The following is a 23,240-nucleotide window of genomic DNA, read 5'->3' on the forward strand; positions in this document are numbered from 1 at the left end:
AATTTTTTAATTAATAAAATACAGAATCTAGATGTTTTCTAAATTCTTACACAAAAATAGACACTATAAAAAGCAAACATTATTGCAATCAATTTAATAATTGACACAAATAAAAAATTCTAAAATTTATCTTTTAAGAATCCATGAAGCAGGATTAAGCTTTGTTGTGTTTTTGTACAACACAAATATTAAAGTAGTTTTACCAGAAACTTTGTCTGTAAAAATTTGTCCTATTTTTTGACCCGTTTTTACATTATCGCCTTTTTTGACATACAATTTTTCTAAATTATTATACGATGTAATATAATTACCGTGCTGTATTAAAACGTTTCTTTTACCGCCTGATGTTACTAAAACATTCAAAATTTTACCATTAAAAATAGCTTGAGCACTTTTACCTTTTTTAGTTATCATATGTAAACCTGTACTATTAATTGTAATACCAGGATAAATAGGATGCGATTGTTTACCAAACCTTCTTGTAATTAAACCTTCTTCTATTGGCCAAGGTAATTTACCCTTATTAAGCTCAAATTTTGCGGCTAAAGCCTTAGCTTCTGGCGACAAAACAAACTCGTTCTTTTTGGTTGTTTTTGGTTTGTTTTTAAGTTTTGCATTGGCCAATCTATTTGCTTTGGCAATTTCATCTTTAACTATTTTATCTATTTTTTCTGCAATTCTTTTTTCAGCATTAATTTTATTCTGAATCTCTCTTTTATATTTGCGCTCTTTCTTTTTAATTGTAGAAATTAATTGTTCTTTACTTTTCTTGTCGAGCTCAATTTGTTGTTTCTGATCTTTTTCTATAGATAGTAAAGTGTCTTTAACCTGTTTCTGATAAAATAAAGAGTCGTTTTTCTTTTTGATGACCAAAGTTTGCGCTCCTATTTGATCTCCTTGTCTTTTTCTAAACGAAGTATATTGTTTCATATACTCTAAACGTTTGTATGCTTGGTAAAAGTTCTGAGAAGAAAGAATAAACATCATTCTACTTTGCTGAGATTTACTCTTGTAAGATTTATAAATCATACTTGCATAATCTTTTTTAAGCACTGCAAGTTCTTTTTCTAACTTAGAAATTTCTGACTTATTTTTATTTATTTCTGATGATAATAGTTTAGCCTCAGAATTAATAGTTCTTATTAATTTTTGCCTAACATCTATTTTTTGATTTAAATCTTTTAAATCTTCAAGAACATTTTTTTCTCTTTTTTGCTCTTTAAATAACAAGTTATTAACCTGAACAATTTCTTTTTTTAATCTTTTACGCTGTTCTTCTAACTCTTTCTTTGTTTGACCAAATACGGTTAAACAACTAAAAAGTAAAATAAAAATTGATATGAGTAAACGAAATTTTATCACTATAAATTAATGCGTTTATATCCTTTAGGTAAAGAAAAAGATGTGTTTAATGCTGTATTAAATTCAACAGATTTTAACGTAAAATCAATCTTAGTTGTTTTGTTAATTTGCTTTGCTGTGATATTAATTTCTGATGGAAAAACTGTATTATCTATTAATTTATAAGAAGGATACTTAATTTTTAAATTCTCTTTTTTTAATGGCGATGTTATTGCTTGAAAATCTAACTTAAAGTGATTAGGATTTACTGCTGTAAAAACATTAACAACAACGTCTTTTACAACAGGAGAAAGAACGTAAGAATTATTAACAATTTCTACACTTTGCTTATTCTTCTTTAAATTTAACATAGCTTGCCCTAAAAACAAGCTTTGTAATTGCTCGAAATTAATTTCTGTACCTAAAATTTTCTTTAGCATTTTAAAATCACCTTCAAAATAATTCTTTGCATATGGCGAATAATAAGCAATTGATGTTGGAGTAATTTTAGCTTTAAAAACCGTTATAAATTTGGTTCCTTTTAAAAATATTTCTTTGTCTTTTGTTATTTTTAAATACACGGTAATGCTTTGGTTTGTTTTACCATCATTAAAATTTGCTTTAAACTTAGCGTCTATAGTTTCCTTTTTAAAATTTGCTGCAACATGTTTTCTAACGACCTTATTTGCAGAAATTTCTTTCGCTTTTACATTAGCATCTAAAACTAACTTTTTCGATTTACAAGCTGTAAAAACTAAAGTTAGCATCAATACATATTTTAGATATCGCATATTATTTTTTTAACTTTTTTGACTTCTGTTTGTACTTTTTTTCTTCGATTGTATTACCTAAACCTTTGTAAGAAACAGCCATTTCATTATAAAAATCGGCTTCCATATCATCTTCAATTACAAAATCGATACCATTTTTTAAAGAGGTAATAGCTTCGTTAAACTTCTGTTTTGCATTTAAAGCCTTACCGTTCATTAAATACACAAATGGTTGTGCAGGAAACAAAGCAATTCCTTTTTTACTATAATCTAATAATAAATCAGAATCTTGTTTTACACTTTCTAAAATCTGTTTTAAAAGTACATATGATTTATCGGTTTCAAACTGTTTAAAAATATTACTTACAGCAGAGCTTTTTACAGGTCTTGCTTTTCTGGTTTGTTGTAAATTATCTTTTATTTTTTTTAAACTAGAAGACAAAGAATTTTCATCTTCTAAAACCTCCATTAGTTGTATAGCGTTTTTAAAATCTCTATTTTTCAAATAAAGCCTCACTAAATATTCGCGTTCTTTTTTATTGATAGTAGCAATACTTTTCTGAACTCTAATTGCTTCAGAAAAATCTCTATAAGCAACATTAATTTTAACTAAATGCTTTTGTAACCAAATATTTTTAGGCTCTTGGTCGATGGCTCTTTTAATATATTCTTTAGCTAAAAGCTTTTTATTCAATTCTAAATAGTTCTTAGAAAACTCAAAAAAAACAACACTATTGTTAGGTAATATTTGATTACAGTTTTCTAAATTTTCTATCGATTTTTGATAATTACCGATAGATTTTTGCGATAATGCTTTAAAGAAAAACTGCTGAAACATTAGTTCTTTTTCTTCTGATAGATCTACAGCCGCAGGTATGCTATCTTGTGCAAAACCATTAATTGATATTAAAAAAAGGAACAAAGAAAAAAGAGACAACTTAAAATTATGAAATTGCCCCTCTTTTAATTTATTTATTTCTTTTTTTATAAAACCCATTAGATTAACTCTGTATAATCACCAATACTTACTGAAGTATATTTACCGTTATATTTTGCATGATTACCAATCATTGCATTGTCTAATTTTGCATTCGAAATTAGAACATTTGTTTGTATTAAAGAGTTTGTTATGGTTGCGTTTTCTACAACACTATTTTCTCCAATAGAAACGTAAGGACCAATTTTTGTGTTTTTAAGCACAACATTTTTACCAATAAAACAAGGTTCTACAATTTCAGAATTCTCTAATACAACGTCTTTAGACACCAAATTATTACCAGCTTTATGTTCAAAATCTAAAACTTGTTTGTTGGTATCTACTGTTGGATCTTTTTTACCACAATCCATCCAAGTATTTACTGTTCCTGGAATAAATTTAGCGCCGTCTTTTTTTAATGTTTCTAAAACATTTGTAAGCTGAAACTCGTTATTCTCTTTTAAATCGTTGTCAATTAAATACTGAATTTCATCTCTAACTCTATCACCGTCTTTAAAGTAGTATATACCAATTATTGCTAAATCAGAAACAAACTCTTTTGGCTTTTCTACGAAATCGGTAATAAAACCATCTTCTAATTTTACCACACCAAAAGCACTCGGGTCTTCTACTTGCTTTACCCAAATTGCACCATCTGCATTAGAATCTAATTTAAAATCTGCTTTAAATAATGTATCTGCGTAAGCAACAACACAAGGACCGCTTAATGAATCTTTAGCACAAAATAATGCATGCGCAGTTCCTAATGCTTCTTCTTGAACGTAAACAGAACCTTTAGCACCTAATTCTTTGGCTATTTCTAATAAATTATCTTTTGTATTTGCTGGAAATCCTTTTTTTGCAGGACCAATAATAAACGCAATTTCTTCTATTTCTTCATCAACCACAGATGCAATATCTTCTACAAGTCTTTGCACAATTGGCTTTCCTGCGATTACGGTTAAAGGTTTAGGAACTGTTAATGTATGTGGTCTTAAACGAGAACCTATTCCGGCCATTGGTACTATTATCTTCATGTTCTTTTTATCAAAAATTATCGTTGCAATATACCATTATTAAAAAGATTTTAAAAAAAATTGAATCTATTAAAGCAGAATGATTTTCACAAGAAAAATCTATTCACAGGTTTTACTTAAGCTATCAATATTTATTAAAATCTTCAAGGTGCTATCCCTGAATTCAGTGATAGTAAAAAACCCTGAATTCAGGGATTGCACAATATTTAATAAATTAATAATTTTGATACGTATTTAATAATAAATTAAGATTTTTTAATAAATTATTAATACAAAAAATAATAATGTTGTCGAATTAATTCAATCCCCAAATTTTTAAAAATTTTATTCACATGAAAAAAAACACTTACCTTAAGTTATTATTTAGCTCAATAGCTATTTTAATGTTCTCCTTTTTTTTATCAAAAACAATTATCAAAAAGAAAGAGAAAGAAGAACTATTATCTAAAAGAAAAAAATTAGAAAACTTTATTAAAAACAGCCCATATAAAGAAACATTAACTTGGGATAAAAAGAAAAGGAAACAAAACGGATTGCCTCCTAACAGGTATTTCGAGCAGATGTGGGAACTTACCATAAACCCTGAAACAGGTAAATTAGATGATGGTGAGTTAAATGAGCTTAGAAAAAAGATAATGCAAAAAAGAGTTTCTAGAAAAACCCCAGGAAACACTTCTAATGCTTGGGAAGAAAGAGGCCCAAATAACGTTGGTGGTAGAACAAGGGTTATTATGTTCGACCCTAATGACACTTCTAACAACACCGTTTATGCAGGTGGTGTTTCTGGTGGATTATGGAAAAACACAAACATTTCAAATGCAAATTCTCAATGGAGCAGAGTACAAAATGTACCAGGAAACCTTTCTGTAACCTCAATTACTGTAGATCCTAGAAATTCTAATAGATGGTATGTAGGTACCGGAGAACAATATACCGCAGGAGATGTTGTTGGTAACGGTGTTTATGTTACTACTGATGGTGGTAATAATTGGTCTGCAGTCACAATACCGGCCGCCGGACCAGATTCTTTTGATTATAACGCTTCTAATTTATTTTTAAAAGGTATTTATTACGTAAACGATGTTTTAGCCTGGGATAACGGAAACTCTACAGAACTTTTTGTTGCCGTCGGAGCTCATGTTTACGGAGATTCTTCAAGTCCGAAAAATTGGTTAGGTTTACAGTCTGCTGGTATTTATAGATCTACAAATAACGGTAGTTCTTGGAGTAGAATAGAATCGTCAAACCTATCTTACTCTTTTGGTGGATCTACTTATTATTACATTCCTAACGATTTAGAAGTTGGTGCAGATAATAAACTTTGGATGGGAACCATTGGTTCTGCTCTTGGCGAAGGTGGCGGTCGAGTTTACAGCTCTATAAACGGATCTACTTGGACAGAGGCTAATGCTTCACCTCTAACAGATTCTAACAGAGTAGAACTAGAACCATCAGCAACAAATGGAAATAAAATTTATGCCTTAACTCAAGGTGTTAGCTCTCCTGTTCATATTTACGAAACAACAAATAGTTTTAGCACAATTACTTCTAAAACTTTGCCAAATGATGCAGATACAGGCATTTCTGCAAATGATTTTACAAGAGGTCAAGCATTTTACGATTTAGTAATCGAAGCTGATCCTGCAAATGATAATATTTTATACGTTGGTGGAATCGATTTATTTAAATCTACAAACGGAGGTAGTTCTTGGTCTCAATTATCACACTGGTATGGTGGCTTTGGACAACCAAATAATGTACATGCAGATCAACACTCAATTGCTTTTGGTAATAATGATGCTTCTAAAGTTTTGTTTGGTAATGATGGTGGTATTTATTATTCTGGCAACTCGGGTAATTCAATTAACTCAAGAAACAATAACTACAATGTTACACAATTTGTAAAAGCAAGTATTGGACCAGATGGTGTTGGAGACTTAAATGGAATTTTTTCGGCTGGTGCGCAAGACAACGGTACACAAGCTTTTAGAGACGCAAATACAGCAAACGGAATAAATTCTTCTGAAGATTTAAGCGACGGAGATGGTTTTTACACTTTTGTAGATAAAGATGGGCAATACATGATTGCAACGTATGTTTTTAATGTAATTTACAGATTTAATTTACCATGGAATGGCCAAGGAAGAATTGATGGAGGAGCAACAACTTTGTCGAGTGATCAAAGTACTGGTGATTTCGTAAACCCAATGGATTATGATAGTAATGCAAATAGATTATTATCAAATCAATCTACAGCTAGCAGCAACTCTATATTAAGTATAAATGTTGCTTCTAACAGCAAAGGATCATTAACAAATGCTGCGTTAACTTCTAGTCCAACAGCATTTAGAGCTTCTCCTTTCGAAAACAATGCTTGGTATGTTGGTTTGTCTAACGGCGGATTGGTTAAATTAACAAATGTTACCAATAATTCTGCAACATTTACAACAGTTAATAATCCTTTTGTTGGCGCAATCTCTTCTATTAGATTTGGAGAAACTGCTAACGATTTAATTGTAACAATACATAATTACGGCGTTACTAGCATTTGGTATTCTTCTAATGCAGGTAACACTTGGTCAAGCAAAGAAGGAAATCTTCCAAACATCCCTGTAAGAGACTTTTTATTGAATCCTTTAGCACCAAACGAAGCAATTATTGCAACTCAATTAGGTGTTTGGTCTACAGAAAACTTTAATGACACAAACCCTAATTGGTCTCAATCATATAACGGCATGAGTGATGTTAGTGTAACTTCTTTAGATTATTGGAATGTTTCTGGCGACAATACAAGTAATAAAATTATAGCTTCTACATATGGTAGAGGTGTATTTACAGGCACATTTACCTCATCATCAGCACCTGATACAGAAGCCCCTACCACTCCAACCAACTTAATTACTAACAATATTACAGAAAATTCTATTCAACTTTCTTGGAGCGCATCTACTGACAATATTGGCGTTACTAATTATGATGTCTATAGAAATGGCAACTTACTAACAACTGTTACAAACACAAGTTTTACAGCAACAAGCCTAAGCGCTAATACCAGCTATAACTTTTACGTTATTGCAAAAGATAGTGCAGGCAATAGTTCTGTTAAAAGTACCACCGTAAACGCAACAACATTAGCACCAGACACAACTGCCCCTACTGCTCCGACAGCGTTAGTATCAAACAATAAAACTGATACATCTGTAAATTTAAGTTGGACAGCTTCTACAGACAATGTTGCAGTAACTTCTTACGATGTTTTAAACGGAAGTACAGTTGTTGGAAACACCGCAAATACTAATTTTACCGTAAACGGATTAACCTCGAACACATCATATTCGTTTTCTGTAATAGCAAAAGATGATGCGGGTAATATTTCTACCGCAAGTAATACTTTAACTGTTACAACAGATGTTACTCCTATTAATTATTGTGCATCTCAAAGTTCTAATGTTAATGATGAATTTATAAGTAACGTACAACTTGGTTCCATCAATAATAATTCAGGCGCTCAGTTTTATTCAGATTTTACTAGCATATCAACGAACTTAATAAAAGGTGATAATTATACTGTAACTGTTACCCCAACATGGACAGGAACCAAATACAACGAAGGTTACGCAGTTTGGATTGATTTTAACAAAGATGGAGATTTTACAGATGCTAATGAACAAGTTTTATCAGTTGCACCAAATCAAAACGCAACAGTTTCAGCTTCATTTACTGTTCCGTCATCAGCACTAGAAACTTCAACAAGAATGAGAGTTTCTATGAGTTACAATGCTATTCCTACATCTTGTCAAAGTTTTTCTTACGGAGAAGTAGAAGATTATACTGTAAATATTCAAGCAGCATCCGCAGATACAATAGCACCAATAATAACATTAAACGGCGCATCAACTTTAGACTTAAACATTGGCGACACCTATTCTGAACAAGGTGCAACAGCAACAGATAATGTAGACGGTAATTTAACATCTAACATAATTATTACTGGTAATGTAGACACAAATACAGCTGGAACGTATATTAAAAATTATAATGTAAGTGACAATGCAGGAAATGCAGCTGCACAAGTTTCGAGAACAATAAATGTAAATACAATAAGTACTAGTGATTGTGTAAACGGAGTATCAACTTTTCCTTATACAGAAAGTTTTGAAGGAAATTTAGGCGCATGGTCTCAATCTTCTTCGGATGATATTGACTGGTCTATTAATTCTAACGGAACGCCTTCTGGTAGTACAGGACCTTCTTCTGCAACAAACGGAAACTCATATATATTTGTAGAAGCATCTGGTGACGGAACAGGTTACCCAAACAAACAAGCTATTTTAAACTCGCCTTGTTTTGATTTGACTAATGAAACATCTGCAAACTTCAGTTTTAATTACCATATGTATGGTGCTGCAGATATGGGTACAATAGCCTTAGAAATTAGTACAGATAACGGAACAAATTGGACGAATGTTTGGAGTGAATCTGGAAATAAGGGAAACCAATGGTTGTCTGCTAATATTAATTTAAATGCATTTATAGGATCTAGTATTCAATTAAGGTTTAATAGAATTACAGGCAATACTTGGCAAGCAGACATCGCATTAGACAACATCGAATTATCTAGCGGAAACAGCAATAATAATGGTTGTACTGCAGAGGTAACTTCTTTTCCTTACAACGAAGGTTTTGAAGGAAACATTGGTAGTTGGTCTCAAAATTCTAATGATGATTTAAATTGGATTGTTGATGCGAACGGAACACCCTCTAATAATACAGGTCCTTCTTCTGCAATAGAAGGTAATTCGTATTTATTTGTAGAAGCTTCTGGTAACAACACCGGTTACCCAACAAAACAAGCTGTATTAACTTCACCTTGTTTTGATTTATCTAGTTTATCTGCAGCTTCGTTTAATTTTAATTATCACATGTATGGCGCAACAAACATGGGAACTTTAGATGTAGAAATTAGTAATGACAACGGAGCTTCTTGGTCGAGTATTTGGACTGAATCTGGTAATAAAGGAAACCAATGGTTAAGCGCTAGTGTAGATTTATCGGCATACTTAGGTAGTAATATTCAGTTAAGATTTAATAGAGTTACCGGTAATACATGGCAAGCAGATGTTGCCATAGACAATGTGAGTTTAAACAATGTTGCAACCTCTAACAACATTAGCATAGCAAATAATGATAATTTCTTTAACACAACAGACGGATCGTTTAAGATTTATCCAAGCCCGGTAAAGACTTTATTAAATGTGCAGTTATCTACTAACACTGTTAATTCGTATAAAATTATCAATTCTATCGGGCAAACAATAAAATCAGGTAAATTACAAAACAAGTCAATTAAAGTTTCTAATTTAAAAATTGGTATGTATTTACTAGAAATAAGCGACGGAGAAGAGAAATTAATTAAAAAGTTTATTAAAATATAATTTAAACCAACATACTAAAGAAAAATTAAAACATTATTAGACAATAATTTAAATTTATTAACATACTGAATTCAGGGTTTTATATCCCTGAATTCAGGGATAGTGAAAATATACTGAATTCAGGGATTGACAAGTATGTACTTAACTACTATTTTTACAAGTATAAAAGTCATTTAATTAGCACCCCTAATGCAACCCCTAAAATTAAATGACTCAAAAACCCAAGCCTTTGCTTGGGTTTTTTGTTTCTTTGTAAAAAAATACAAGTAGTGAATTATTTATCAGTAGAAAACATTTCTAAATCTTACGGAGAACGCATTTTATTCGACGACATCTCTTTTGGTATTAATAAAGATCAAAAAGTAGCTTTTGTTGCAAAAAACGGAAGCGGTAAAACATCAATATTAAATATTATTGCAGGTTTAGATGTACCCGACTCTGGACAAGTAGTTAGCAGAAAAGGAATTTCTATTGCTTATTTAGCGCAAAAAGATGATATCAATCCTGATTTAACAATCGAAGAAACAATCTTTGCAACTGATAATAAAATTCTATCTATTGTAAATCAATATGAAAAAGCGTTAAAAAACTTAGACGACACAGACACTTACCAAGCTGCTTTTGAGCAAATGGAACAGTTTAATGCCTGGGATTTTGAAACGCAATACAAGCAAATATTATCTAAATTAAAATTAGACGATTTATCTTTAAAAGTTGGTGCTTTGTCTGGTGGACAAAGAAAACGTTTATCTCTTGCTATCGTTTTAATTAATAAACCAGATTTACTAATTTTAGACGAACCAACAAACCATTTAGATCTAGAAATGATAGAATGGTTAGAAGCTTTTTTTGCTAAAGAGAAAATAACACTTTTTATGGTTACGCATGACCGTTACTTTTTAGAACGCGTGTGTAACGAAATTTTAGAGTTAGACGAAGGTAAAATTTACAAATACAAAGGTAACTACTCTTATTACCTTCAAAATAAAGAAGAACGATTAGCTTTAGAAGCGACAAACTTAAGCAAAGCTAAAAGTTTATTTAAAAAAGAATTAGATTGGATGCGCAAGCAACCCAAGGCTAGAACTACAAAATCGAAATCCAGAACAGATGATTTCTACGCAATTAAAGAAAAAGCACATCAACGTAGAAAAGACCACCAAGTACAATTAGAAATTAATATGGAACGTTTGGGAAGTAAAATTCTAGAACTACATAAAGTGCATAAATCTTGGGGAGAAAAAAAGATTTTAGATGGTTTTGATTATGTTTTTAAAAGAGGCGAAAGAGTAGGGATTATTGGTAAAAACGGAACAGGAAAATCATCATTTTTAAATATTATCACCGAAAAAGCACCTTTAGATGGTGGTAAGGTAGTTTTAGGTGAAACTGTAAAATTTGGATACTACACACAAGCTGGTATTCAAATTAAAGAAGGACAAAAAGTAATAGAAGTTGTAAAAGAATTTGGTGAAGAAATTCCGTTAGCTAAAGGAAGAAGAATTTCTGCATCGCAATTATTAGAAAGATTTTTGTTTGACAAGAAGAAACAATATGATTTTGTAGAAAAACTATCTGGTGGAGAACAAAAACGTTTGTATTTATGTGCAGTTTTAATTCAGAATCCTAACTTTTTAATCTTAGATGAGCCTACCAACGATTTAGATGTTGTAACTTTAAATGTTTTAGAAAACTTTCTTTTAGATTACCCCGGAAACCTTTTAGTAGTTTCTCACGACAGATATTTTATGGATAAAATAGTAGATTCATTATTTGTATTTAGAGGTGAAGGTGTTGTAGAAAATTTTCCGGGTAACTATTCAGATTTTAGAGCTTACGATAGTTCTCTTTCTAAAGACAATTCAGAAAATACGACAATTAAAAAAGAAGAAAAAAAAGCAACTAAAAAAAACACAAAATCTGCTTTAAGCTTTGATGAAAAAAGAGAGTTTGGTGCTTTAGAAAGTGAAATAGAAAGACTTCAGAAAAGAAAAGAAACAATTGAAAAACAATTTTTAAACGTAGAAATTGCTACGGAAGATATTCCAAAAAAATCTGAAGAGCTACAAGAAATTATAGACAATTTAGAAGCAAAAGAAGAGCGTTGGTTAGAACTTTCTATGAAATTAGAAGATTAATTAATGGTTTTGTAAGATGAGAACAGTAAAGTTTTTTACATCACCCTTAATACTTACCGTAGTTATTTACTTGTTGTTAATTCAAAATTTAATACTTAAAGGAAGCTTTGAAGTATATCGTTTTTCTGAATACGAGTATATCTATAAATACGGTACTTATATTTCTAAAGTTTGCGTTCATATAGGCTTACTACTTTCAGTAGCATCTCCTTTTATAATTTGGCTACAGACAAAAAATAATTTTAAAAAGTTTAAAGTAATATTAGCAATTGCTTTTTTACCAGCTTTTTATCATATATTGTTATTTATACTTTCTAAATTTAATTAAACATTTACAATATCCTTTTCTTCTAACAAAGGTTGATTATTAAATCTTAATAATACCTGCGCTACCGTAATTGTATCTTTTTCGCAGTAATTAACTATTCTTTTAATGTTTTTTTCTTTGTAATAGACTTTTGCAACTTCGCTACCATCAATATCATCTTTTGGCGAAGGTATTCCTAAGATTGATGTTAATAAATTTAGGGAAGTATAATGCTTGTAATCACCAAATTTCCATAATTCTAAAGTATCTAAATGCGGAATTTCCCATGGTTTTTTGCCAAATAAATTAAGCTTCTTGGGTAATGGTATTTGATGTACAATCATTCTTCTAGCTATAAAAGGAAAATCGAACTCTTTACCATTATGCGCACATAATACATTTGCTGGTTTAGAAAAATGTGTTTCTAATAAATTTTTAAATTCTGATAATAATTTAAATTCATCATCACCAAAAAAAGAAGTCACTCTAAATTGATTTTTCTCATCATTTAAAACAAAATAACCTACAGAAATACATATAATTTTGCCAAATTCTGCCCAAATTCCTGCACGTTCATAAAATTCTTCTGCTGTAGTTTCTTCTTTACGTTGATAGCTTGTTTTTTTCTTAAATAACTCTTGTGTTTTTGTTTCTAAATTTTGCCAATCACTTTCTGCTGGCACAGTTTCTATATCTAAAAATAAGATATTACTTAGTTTTAATTTTAAATTCATCTTTTCTTTTTCTTCTCTAAATATAGTCAAAAAAAAGCTCCGAAATAAATCGAAGCTTTCTTAATATTGAAAAATATACTCGTAATTATCTTATTACCAACTTTTTTGTAGCTGTTTTACCATCTTCAGTAACCTTTACAATATAAACTCCTGCATTCATATCAGAAACATTTATTGTAGATTTTACTCCAGAAAAACTAGCAGCATAAACTTTTTTACCTAAAACATTAAAAATTACAATTTGCTTTACACTTGTATTATTTGTTGATACAGTAAATTCTTTATTTGTAACAGGGTTTGGAAATGTTTTAAAACCTTCGATACTATTTCTAGAAACAGCAGCGGTTGCAGGTTGAAAAGTACCAATAGGAAAAGGAGTTGTTGCAGTAGCATTATTTGTACCACCTTCTAATCCATCTACACCACTATACGACCAATTAGTGTCGGTAAAAGTAGTTCCCTGTGGGCTAGAAGTAGAATTTCTATAAGCCCAACCATCAAGATACTCCCAAGTTTCACCAGAACCATCTTTATTTACGTTACCAAAAACATCTATAATTTTTCCGTTTTCATATAATTCAATCGAATCGTCTCCATTAATGTTTACAACACCTGTTACATAATCTGCATTCTTGCCAAAAAAATCTGTAAATCCAGCTTCACTTGATGAAATGTATATAAAAGTTCCGGCAGTAACAGCTATAGAAGGAAAATTAAATTCTATGTCTCCATCCGTAGAACCACCTCCGTTAGAAACAGAGCTTAATCCGAATAAACTTAAATCTGCAACATCTTCTAAAACATATAATTCAACTCCTTTTGGAATTCCACCAGTTAAGCTACCATCAAAAACACCTGAAATAATAATATTATTTGTTAATTCTCCGTATACAACTCCTTCAGCATTAAAAGTAACAGCTGTTACCCCTGCAGAAGAAAGAGTTACATCTCCTTGATAATTACCAGGAACTGTAATACCCGCTTTTAAACGAATGTAAATAATATCTTCAATTTTACCGTCAGCAGGTGTAATTGATAAAGAACTAGCAAAATCTGCATCTTGCGAAAAAGAAACTTCAAAATTTTCTGGTGCAGCTATAATAAAATTATCTGTTAAAAACAGACCTTCTACAGAAAAATTTTGAACATCAGAAGGTCCTTCTTCTAGTGTATAACTAAATTTACTTAAAGATTCTGCAAATGTAAATTGAGGATCTGCATTTTTTACCTCACCTGTAACTGCAATTGTAACAGCTTCTGCACCTGCAGAACTTAATGTGATATTATCTGCAAATGTACCTACACCCAAACCTTCTTTTAAACGAACATAAATTGGTGTAGAAGTAACTTCACCAGAAGTTTGTACTAAAGCAATAGATTGCGAATATGTACCAGTAGCATCAACCGAAACCTCAAAGTTTGTTGGAGCAGTAACGGTAATGTCTGCTGTTAGGTTTGTACCTTCTACATTAATTCCTTTTTCTGGTGATGGCCCATTTCCTTCAAAATATTCTAATAAAGATATTGTACCAATTGTATTTATTGCTGGTGTTGTAGAAGCAGTAACTTTATAAGAACCGAAAGGAACGTATGTACTTAACGCATTATCACTTTTACACAATCCTTTATTATCTAAAAAATTTTGAGCTCCAAAAACCCAATTAGAAGCGTCAAAAGCTCCTGCATTAGGTGTTTCACCATCTTTTCTATAAGCATAAGTATCTTCATGCTCCCAAGCTGTACTAGTACCATCTACTTTATCTTCACCAAATCTGTCGATAACTGTATCAGAATTATTAAGCAATTGAAAAGCATCATCTCCATTACTATTAATAGAACCACTTACCAAAAAATTTGAAGTAATATTAAATTCTGATGATAAACCAGCAGCATCATTGGTAACATATACAAAATCATCTTTAACAACACCTAAAGAAGAAATATCTATTAATGACAAATTACTAGACCCAGCTTCAAAACCAGCTCCATTTGTTTGTTTTGCCAATGTCCAGCCCGTAAAATCAATTGTACCAGAAACATATATTTCTACAGTTCTAGGTTTAGCACCCGAACATGGTGCATCTACGTATCCTGTAATAAGTGCAGTTTGCCCGAAAGACAAGCTAGCAAGACAAAGGGTAAATAAAATAGTTAAAAAGTAATTTTTTTTCATGTGAATAGAATTTATGATTTCAAAAAACAAATATAACTTTTTAGATTTCTTATTTGTTATCTAATCATTAACAAACTCAATATCAAGGAGTAAAAAAAGACATTTTATTTTATCGTTAAGTAAACGTTATCTATAATCTTTTTAAAATTAAATGTTTGTTAAGGATACTTTTGCTGTAATAATAATTACTATTTTTGATATTTATATTTATTTAAAATCATGAATAAAAGCGATATTAGAATACTATTAGTAGATGATGAACCAGATATTATCGAAATAGTTGGTTATAATTTAAGAAATGAAGGCTATCAAGTTTTTACTGCAAATAATGGCCAAGAGGCAATAAAATCTGCTAAAAAAAACACACCGCATTTAATTTTATTAGATATAATGATGCCAGAAATGGATGGTATCGAGGCTTGTGAAAAAATCAGAAAAATTAATTCGCTAGAAAATGTTATCATCTCATTTTTAACTGCAAGAGGAGAAGATTATTCTCAAGTAGCAGGTTTTGAGGCTGGCGCAGATGATTATATTACAAAACCTATTAAACCCAAAGTATTGGTTAGTAAGGTAAAATCTCTTTTAAGAAGATTAAAATCTGAAAAAGAAAGCGAAGAGACTTTTAAAATTGGTGATATAGTTATTGATAGAGAAGAATATGTAGTTTACAAAGCTGGTAAAAAGATTTTATTACCTAGAAAAGAGTTTGAGCTATTCTCTTTACTTACTTCTAAACCAGGTAAAGTTTTTAAAAGAGAAGTAATTTTAGATACAGTTTGGGGTAATGAAGTTGTAGTTGGTGGTAGAACAATAGACGTACATATTAGAAAATTAAGAGAAAAAATAGGAGACGACCATTTTAAAACTGTAAAAGGAGTTGGTTATAAATTTGTATTACTAGAAGCAGATAAATAAATTTGCTTTTATGAAGTTTAAAAAAACCTATTCATACGCACTTTGGTCTGCAACTTACTTAACAATACTATCTTCTAGTATTGCTATAATAACATATTTTTTTAGTACAGATAAACTTAATTTAAGTACAGCAATAATTGCTGTACTTATTTTGTTCATCATCTCATTTTTTATAATTCAATATAGAACAGAACATTTTATTTATAGAAGATTAAAAAAAATATACGAAAACGTTTCTATATTAGATGTTAACGATCTAAGAAAACAATCTGTAACCACAGATATCGAAAAACTTTCTAACAGAATGCAAAAATATGTAGAAGGTAAACGATTAGAAATTAAAAGTTTAACAGAAAGAGATTCTTTTAGAAGAGATTTTTTAGGAAACGTTGCTCACGAACTTAAAACACCTTTATTTACCGTACAAGGTTACATTCTTACACTTTTAGAAGGTGCTATGGATGATAAAAATATTCGCGAAAAATATTTAGAAAGAGCCAACAAAGGTGTAGAAAGACTGGTAGCTGTTACCAAAGATTTAGATATGATTGCTAAATTAGAAACAGACGGCTTAAAATTAAACATGGTTGTTTTCAACATTTTAGAAGTTATTCAAAATGTGTTTGATTTGTTTGAAATGAAAGCTAAAAAAAGAAATATCACTTTAAAATTCGATAGAATTTATGATTTTCCGGTTTTTGTTGTTGGTGATTTAGAAAAAACAGAACAAGTTTTAATCAATTTAATTGTAAACTCAATTAAATACGGTAAACCTAACGGAACAACCGTTGTTGCTGCAGATAATTATAACGACAACAAGTATGTTATTCGTGTAGTTGATAACGGTGAAGGTATCGAACAAAAATACTTATCTCGATTATTCGAACGTTTTTATAGAGTCGATCAAAGTAGATCTAGAGATCAAGGTGGCTCTGGTTTAGGCTTGTCTATTGTAAAGCATATTGTAGAGGCTCACAACCAAACAGTTTTATTAAAAAGTACTTATGGTGAAGGATCAGAGTTTTCTTTTACCATGGAAAAGGCTAAATAAACTACTACTTAAAGTTGATTTTTTAGATTTAAAACCTGTGTAATTACTCAAATTATTCAGCATTTTTTTATTAAAATCTTCTAAATTAGCAAACGGAGCAATACCTTTTTGTTCTAAATACTTAGCAAGATATTCTTGCTCTGGTTGATTTTTAGTAGGTATAAAAAACACTTTTTTTTCTAAGGTGTACAAATCTAATATTGATGAATATCCTGATCTACAAATAACTATTTCTGCTTCATTAATTTTTTGCTCTAACTCTTTAGACAATAAAAAATTATAGAAAACACAATTATTGCTTGTCCATTTTTTTTGATTATTTTCTACTTTTCCTAAAACAAAAACAACATTTCTAGCATCATTTTTAAATTCTGATATCAATTTATGTTCTAATAATGTTCTATTAGGCTCTACACCAGAGAGCACAACTAAAACATCAACTTTACTATCTTTAATTGTAGTTTTAGAAAACCTGCTTAAGGGACCAATAAATTTATATTTAGAGTTTTCTATTTTTGATAAACACCCAGAAAGGTCAGCATTTTTATGATCAGGAATCCAACATTGATCAAACTTATTTATTATTTTCTGATGAACTTTACTGGTTAAAAAAGTAGTAAAACCAGATAAAACATTTACTTGATGTGTTATATAGATAGAAGGAACAACCTTACTTCTTACACCAAATCTATTGTCTGAAATTACACCAATAACATCCTTATTAACATTGATAAAATTATTAATGACTTCTTGTTCTTTTTTAACCGTTGCTAAAATTCTAGGGATTTGTAAAAGTAATGTAAGCTTTAAATTTTTGTGGTAAGAAATATTGTAAGACGGAAGTTCTAAAAATTCTAAATTAGAAAATTCTTTTTTTAAAAACTCTAAAGAACTTCCGTCTGACGCAATTATTGGTTGATAATTATTTTCTAACAATGCATTTATAATGGGCACGCAACGAGTTGCATGACCTAAACCCCAATTTAATGGCGCTATTATTATTTTATTTTTGGTAGTAGACATTTTATTTAAAGTTTAAAGCTACCAAATTTTTAAATAATAACTAAAGTTTAAGAAAATAGTATTTACAGCAAAAAGGTTGCGTTAAGGATTGTAATGGCATCCTTTTTTCTTTTTCTGAAAAAAGATATAATGGAAAGCCTGTTAAAACGCCCAAATAAAAATAAAATTAGACTAAATCGAAACCAATATCTTTTCTGTAGTTCATTTTATCGAAATTAATTTTATCGATACTTTGGTAACTTTTTTCTAACGCTTGCTCTATCGTATCGCCAAAAGAAGTTACTGCCATAACTCTACCTCCGCTAGTTACAACTTTACCGTTTTTAATTGTTGTACCGGCATGAAATGTTATAGAATCTTTTACATTTTCGAAACCTGTAATTTCTTTGTTTTTTTCATATGCTTCTGGGTATCCGCCAGAAACCAACATTACTGTTGTTGCAGTTTTAGATGTTACAGAAAAAGATTTTTCGTTTAAATTTTGATGAGCAACACCTTCGAATAATTCTAACAAATCTGATTCTATTCTTGGTAGAACAACTTCTGTTTCTGGATCTCCCATTCTAACGTTATATTCTACTACAGAAGGGTTTCCGTTATCATTCATTAAACCAATAAAGATAAAACCTCTATAATCGATGCCGTCTTTTTGTAAACCATTAATTGTTGGCTTTACCACCAATTCTTCTACTTTATTTAAAAAAGCTTCGTCTGCAAAAGGCACAGGAGAGATTGCTCCCATTCCGCCAGTATTTAGACCAACGTCGCCTTCGCCAATACGTTTGTAATCTTTTGCTGAAGGCAAGATTTTATAGCTTTTACCGTCTGTTAAAACAAAAACGGACAATTCTATTCCTTTCAAAAATTCTTCGATTACAACAGTTGTAGAAGCTTCGCCAAATTTTTGATTAGAAACCATATTTTCTAATTCTGTTTTCGCTTCTTCTAAAGAATTTAAAATTAAAACTCCTTTACCTGCAGCTAAACCGTCTGCTTTTAGAACAAATGGTGGTTGTAAGGTATCTAAAAATGCAAAACCTTCTTCTAAATTACTTTTTGTAAACGATTGATATTTTGCAGTTGGTACACCATGCTTTTGCATGAATTGTTTTGAGAAATCTTTACTACCCTCTAATAAAGCTCCGTCTTTTTTAGGACCAATTACAGGTATATTTTTTAGATCTGTATCTGCTAAAAAGAAATCATGTACTCCTTCTACTAAAGGAACTTCTGGACCAACAACTACCATTTCTACATTGTTTTCTAAAACTGCAGTTTTAATTGCTTCAAAATCTGAAACTCCAATATTTAAATTGGTCGCAATTTTATCTGTACCAGCATTACCTGGTGCTACAAAAAGTTGATTAATTTTTTTGCTTTCAGATAATTTTAATGCAAAAGCGTGTTCTCTTCCTCCAGAACCTAAAATAAGAATATTCATTGTTTGTTGTGTTGTTGTTGTTGTTGCAAATATATTTTAATTTCTTGACGAAACTAAATTCCCCACTTTAAAAAATACTTTATTGCAGAAGAAAGATGATAAAAAAATAATTTCGTCTTTTTTGAAGAACCTTTTTGGTGCGTATGCGTTATAATTTCTTTTGGATAATAATATATTTTCTTACCAGATTGATATATTTTTCTGCAAATATCTGCATCTTCCATATACAAGAAATAACGCTCATCAAAACCATTTAAATTTACAAATTCCTTTGTTTTAAAAAGCATGAAACAACCGTGTATAAATTCAGGAGAAAAGGGCTCTAACAAACTTTTACTTCTATATTCGTTTTCGAAAATCTTTTGTTTAGAGAGATTTAATCTTCTATTAATTAAATCGAAAGGCGTTGGGTTTTTTCTGCAAATATATTGATTTTCTTTATTTGGATACACCACTCTAGGACTTATAAATGAAACATCTTTTTGATGATTTAATACATTAATTAAGTTTGGTAAAACCAATCTAGAGAATTGAATATCTGGATTTAAAATTAAATGAAAATCTGAGGTAACTTTATCTAAAACCAAATTATGAGCCTTACCAAAACCAATATTTTTACCTACAAAAATGTATTCTATATCTGCATGGTTAAATTTTGATTTTAAAGCATCTGTAGAATTGTTATCTACTAAAAAAAGTTTTTTAGATACATTAGTACCTAAAAAACTTTTAATTGTTTGCTCTAAAATATTCATATTGTCTCTATAGAGAACAATAGTAGCGGTTATTTTGAATCTTGGTTTCATTAATATGCTTTCTCTTCTCCTTTAAATACATTTAAAACAGTTTGTATTATAATCTTTATATCTAAAAAGAAAGACCAATTTTCAATATAAAAAATATCTAAACGCACTCTATTTTTAATATCAGATTTTTTCTTAATTTCACCTCTATAACCACTTATTTGCGCCAAACCTGTTATACCAGGTTTTACAATATGTCTTTTTAAATAATCGTCTACCTCTTTTTGATATTCTAAAGACAGACTTTCTAAGTGCGGTCTTGGGCCAACAACACTCATATCACCAAAAAGAACATTGATAAATTGAGGCAATTCATCTAAACTAGTTTTTCTTAAAAAAGCACCAATTTTTGTAACTCTTGCATCTCCTTTTGTAGCGTGTACTTTATCTGCAATCTTATTAAGTTTCATAGATCTAAATTTATAACAAATAAATTCTTCTCCATTTATACCTTCTCTACCTTGTTTAAAAATTAAAGGCCCTTTAGATTCTAACTTTACTAAAATCCATAAAATAGGTATTAACCAAGATAAAACAGTTACACAAACAAATAAAGAGAACACAATATCAAACACCCTTTTAATATAGAAGTTACCCGTAAACTCAAATGGTAATTTATTAACATTTAAAACCATCAAATCATCGTCATAGTAATGTATCGTTTGATTTTTACTATACAATTCTGTAGCATTAGGAATTAATTTTAAGGCAATAGCATTTTCTAAAGCAAATTTATTTACTTCTTTAATTTGACTATCGGTTAATGAAGAAAGTGAACAGTATATTTCATCTACCATATTTTTTTTGGTAAAGTCATAAACAGATTCTAATTTACCCAAGTATTCACTATTCTTATAATTTTTATCGGAAAAGAAACCTAAGAATTTGTACCCTAAATTCGCTTTACTTTTAAATAACTTTATAATATTTTTTGAAGAATCATCAAAACCTAATACAACTGTAGTTCTGTAATTATTACCAAAAGATCTATACTTTTTTAGAGCAAACAACCACAAAACTTTTATAATTGATATAGCTATAGTTATTGACGTTAAAATTAAAAACTGATTATTAACAACGTCTCCTTCTCTAAATATACCGAAATAAGCAAAATAGCCTAATGCAAAAAATAAAATTTGTTTACCCAAAAGTGTAATTACACGCAAGAAACTTGTATAACGGTAAACCTTATAAAATCCAAAAGAATAACTAGATGCTAACCAAAACAAGGTTATATACGATAGGAAAGAAAAATTCAGAAACTCTTTGTCATAAATTAGATATACAATTAAATTAATAATTATAACGTCTATTAAGACTTGTAAAGGTCTTATTAAGTAAGAATATCTTTTCTTCAAGCTAGTTTTTTTTAAACAAATATATTGATTTAACGAAAAACTTTAAGAATCATTTTATCAATTGTAAATAATGACTCTGCAATTGTTTTTTGATGCCCTATATTTATATCTTCATTTATTAGAAAGTTCAATTTTTCAATAAGAAAATTGTTATCCCAATTATTTACAGCTAAGTTTAAGTTGTGTTCTGCAAATAGGTTTTCAATTTCACTATCAGGATCTGTAATAACCAAAACTTTGCATCCAGAAGCTAATAAATTTGGTAACTTAGATGGTAAAGAGCCTTTTGATGTATTTTCTTTCTGTGGAATAATTTGAATAGAACTTTTAGCGTATAATTCTTCTAAATTTTCTTTTTTTACTAAATTATGAAAGTGTATGCTCTGATTATTATTTAGATTTTTAAGCTTTTTTATGGTTTCTCCCTCAGAAAAAAAATGAAATGCAGTATTGGGTATTTTTTTCGATGCTTCCGAGAAAAAATTTAGAAGTTTCATTGGATTTTGTTTTTCTCCTAATGCTCCAGAATACACAATATTAATCTTTCTACTATCTAAAATCGTATCCAAATCATTAGTATCATTATCCTTTAGAGTAATAAAAGGATATTGAACCTCTAATTTATTATCTACTAAATTGTATATTTTTTTTGCTTCCTTCTTCATTTCATTAGAGAGAAATAAAATTTTATCGCAAGATTGATAACATTTTTTTTCTATTTTATGAATAAAGAATTTTATAACCTTATTAAAAAACCCTGATTTACCTTCTGAATACACTTCTTGTAAATCATGTACCATACCAACTTTTCTAATATTTTTTTTAATAAAAGGAATGATAAAATAAAAAGCAAAACTTGGAGGAAAAACTGGCATGACAAGATCTTTCCCTTTTTGATGAAGATTTAATTTTCTTAATACAAAAAAAGCAAAACTAAATTCTAGAATGAGTCTTCTTAAAATGGTTTTATTTGTATAAAACAAATTACTTCCTCCTCTAATAATTTTTACTCCTTTAAGTTGTTCGTTGCTTTTTTTTGTTTTCCAATCTGGATAAAATGGATGAAAACACAAAACAGTTACTTCATGACCTTTTCTAACAAGTTCTAAAACAAAATTTGTGTTAAATTTCCCAGTAGATATTGGTTCAGGGAAAAAAAATGGGGAGATTAATAATATACTTTTTTTGTTAGTCAATTTTTCTTTCTCTAATTATTTTTGCTGGACTACCAATACACACTTTATTTGAAGAAATATCTTTATAAACACTGCTTCTAGCACCTACAACACTTCCTTTTCCTATAGTAATTCCTGGAGCAACATAAACATCTGTTGCCAACCAACACTCATCTTCTATAATATTCTTTTTTGCAAAAATAGGAAAATCTGACTGTAAATAATCATGAGAAGCTGTACAGATATATGATTTTTGAGAAATAACAACATTTTTACCGATCTCTATTTCTCCTAAGGAATATAAAACAACATCATCTCCAATCCAAGAATAATCTCCAATTGTAACTTTCCATGGATAAGTTATTCTAACTGTTTGTCTAATAATTACGTTTTTGCCAATTTTAGCACCAAAAAGTCTCAATAAAAAATTTCTAAATCCATACAAAAACTGTGGTGAGTTCTTAAACAATAATGATTGTACCAACCACCATAATTGCACAGTAAATGCATTTCTTCCTCTAAAATTTTTTGGAAGTTTAAATGTATTAAGTCTTTGCATT

Annotated in this window: 17 protein-coding genes; 5 read left to right on the forward strand and 12 right to left on the reverse strand. The window is 29.8% G+C overall.

Annotated elements, in window-relative coordinates; genetic code table 11:
- Nucleotides 1-126: 126 nt before the first annotated feature.
- The 4 genes from BXQ17_RS09055 to BXQ17_RS09070 are packed head-to-tail and all read right to left on the reverse strand — an operon-like array spanning nt 127 to nt 4,124.
- Nucleotides 127-1,362 (reverse strand): murein hydrolase activator EnvC, encoded by a 1,236-nt coding sequence (locus tag BXQ17_RS09055; RefSeq protein WP_254712356.1) that lies wholly within the window; start codon nt 1,360-1,362, stop codon nt 127-129.
- A complete protein-coding gene (locus BXQ17_RS09060; RefSeq protein ID WP_254712357.1) occupies nt 1,362-2,108 on the reverse strand; it encodes a DUF4292 domain-containing protein in 747 nt (248 codons plus the stop codon). Before BXQ17_RS09060 ends, BXQ17_RS09055 begins: the two co-directional genes overlap by 1 nt.
- Nucleotides 2,109-2,133: 25 nt before the next feature.
- Nucleotides 2,134-3,108, reverse strand: coding sequence for a lipopolysaccharide assembly protein LapB (locus BXQ17_RS09065; protein ID WP_077810337.1), 975 nt, complete (start codon nt 3,106-3,108; stop codon nt 2,134-2,136).
- Nucleotides 3,108-4,124: a sugar phosphate nucleotidyltransferase gene (locus BXQ17_RS09070; RefSeq protein WP_077810338.1), complete on the reverse strand. Its 1,017-nt coding sequence runs from the start codon at nt 4,122-4,124 to the stop codon at nt 3,108-3,110. The genes BXQ17_RS09065 and BXQ17_RS09070 overlap by 1 nt, the downstream gene beginning before the upstream one ends.
- Before the next feature lie 332 nt (nt 4,125-4,456).
- Between BXQ17_RS09070 and BXQ17_RS09075 the strand changes: the two genes are divergently transcribed.
- The 3 genes from BXQ17_RS09075 to BXQ17_RS09085 all read left to right on the forward strand — a co-directional run bounded on the left by BXQ17_RS09075 (nt 4,457) and on the right by BXQ17_RS09085 (nt 12,025).
- Complete coding sequence (locus tag BXQ17_RS09075; RefSeq protein ID WP_077810339.1) at nt 4,457-9,559, forward strand: GEVED domain-containing protein; 5,103 nt, start codon at nt 4,457-4,459, stop codon at nt 9,557-9,559.
- 269 nt (nt 9,560-9,828) lie between these two features.
- Complete coding sequence (locus BXQ17_RS09080) at nt 9,829-11,697, forward strand: ABC-F family ATP-binding cassette domain-containing protein (protein ID WP_077810340.1); 1,869 nt, start codon at nt 9,829-9,831, stop codon at nt 11,695-11,697.
- A 16-nt stretch (nt 11,698-11,713) separates the two neighbouring features.
- Entirely contained in the window at nt 11,714-12,025 is a 312-nt protein-coding gene (locus BXQ17_RS09085) for a hypothetical protein (RefSeq protein WP_077810341.1), read from the forward strand.
- On the opposite strand, the gene BXQ17_RS09090 is transcribed toward BXQ17_RS09085, so the two are convergent.
- Entirely contained in the window at nt 12,022-12,738 is a 717-nt protein-coding gene (locus tag BXQ17_RS09090; RefSeq protein WP_077811393.1) for a 3'-5' exonuclease, read from the reverse strand. The two genes, BXQ17_RS09085 and BXQ17_RS09090, sit on opposite strands and share 4 nt — an antisense overlap.
- Nucleotides 12,739-12,823: 85 nt before the next feature.
- Nucleotides 12,824-14,911 (reverse strand): T9SS type A sorting domain-containing protein, encoded by a 2,088-nt coding sequence (locus BXQ17_RS09095; RefSeq protein ID WP_077810342.1) that lies wholly within the window; start codon nt 14,909-14,911, stop codon nt 12,824-12,826.
- 219 nt (nt 14,912-15,130) lie between these two features.
- On the opposite strand from BXQ17_RS09095, the gene BXQ17_RS09100 reads away from it, so the two are divergent.
- The gene (locus BXQ17_RS09100) at nt 15,131-15,829 is read left to right on the forward strand and encodes a response regulator (RefSeq protein WP_077810343.1); all 699 of its coding nucleotides are present in this window, start codon (nt 15,131-15,133) and stop codon (nt 15,827-15,829) included.
- 10 nt (nt 15,830-15,839) lie between these two features.
- Entirely contained in the window at nt 15,840-16,880 is a 1,041-nt protein-coding gene (locus tag BXQ17_RS09105) for a cell wall metabolism sensor histidine kinase WalK (RefSeq protein ID WP_077810344.1), read from the forward strand.
- Here BXQ17_RS09105 and BXQ17_RS09110 read toward each other — a convergent pair.
- The 6 genes from BXQ17_RS09110 to BXQ17_RS09135 form a co-directional block, all read right to left on the reverse strand.
- Nucleotides 16,845-17,903: a glycosyltransferase gene (locus BXQ17_RS09110; RefSeq protein WP_077810345.1), complete on the reverse strand. Its 1,059-nt coding sequence runs from the start codon at nt 17,901-17,903 to the stop codon at nt 16,845-16,847. The two genes, BXQ17_RS09105 and BXQ17_RS09110, sit on opposite strands and share 36 nt — an antisense overlap.
- Nucleotides 17,904-18,069: 166 nt before the next feature.
- Complete coding sequence (purD, locus tag BXQ17_RS09115) at nt 18,070-19,344, reverse strand: phosphoribosylamine--glycine ligase (protein ID WP_077810346.1); 1,275 nt, start codon at nt 19,342-19,344, stop codon at nt 18,070-18,072.
- Between the two features lie 53 nt (nt 19,345-19,397).
- Nucleotides 19,398-20,150 carry a glycosyltransferase family 2 protein gene (locus BXQ17_RS09120; RefSeq protein ID WP_077810347.1) on the reverse strand — a complete coding sequence of 251 codons (753 nt, stop codon included), beginning with the start codon at nt 20,148-20,150 and terminating at the stop codon, nt 19,398-19,400.
- Entirely contained in the window at nt 20,150-21,505 is a 1,356-nt protein-coding gene (locus BXQ17_RS09125; protein ID WP_077810348.1) for an exopolysaccharide biosynthesis polyprenyl glycosylphosphotransferase, read from the reverse strand. The genes BXQ17_RS09120 and BXQ17_RS09125 overlap by 1 nt, the downstream gene beginning before the upstream one ends.
- Nucleotides 21,506-21,534: 29 nt before the next feature.
- The gene (locus tag BXQ17_RS09130; protein WP_077810349.1) at nt 21,535-22,701 is read right to left on the reverse strand and encodes a glycosyltransferase family 4 protein; all 1,167 of its coding nucleotides are present in this window, start codon (nt 22,699-22,701) and stop codon (nt 21,535-21,537) included.
- Nucleotides 22,694-23,239 (reverse strand): putative colanic acid biosynthesis acetyltransferase, encoded by a 546-nt coding sequence (locus BXQ17_RS09135; protein ID WP_077810350.1) that lies wholly within the window; start codon nt 23,237-23,239, stop codon nt 22,694-22,696. The genes BXQ17_RS09130 and BXQ17_RS09135 overlap by 8 nt, the downstream gene beginning before the upstream one ends.
- Nucleotide 23,240 lies beyond the last annotated feature (1 nt).

Source organism: Polaribacter sp. BM10, from assembly GCF_002005425.1.
Lineage (GTDB): Bacteria > Bacteroidota > Bacteroidia > Flavobacteriales > Flavobacteriaceae > Polaribacter > Polaribacter marinaquae.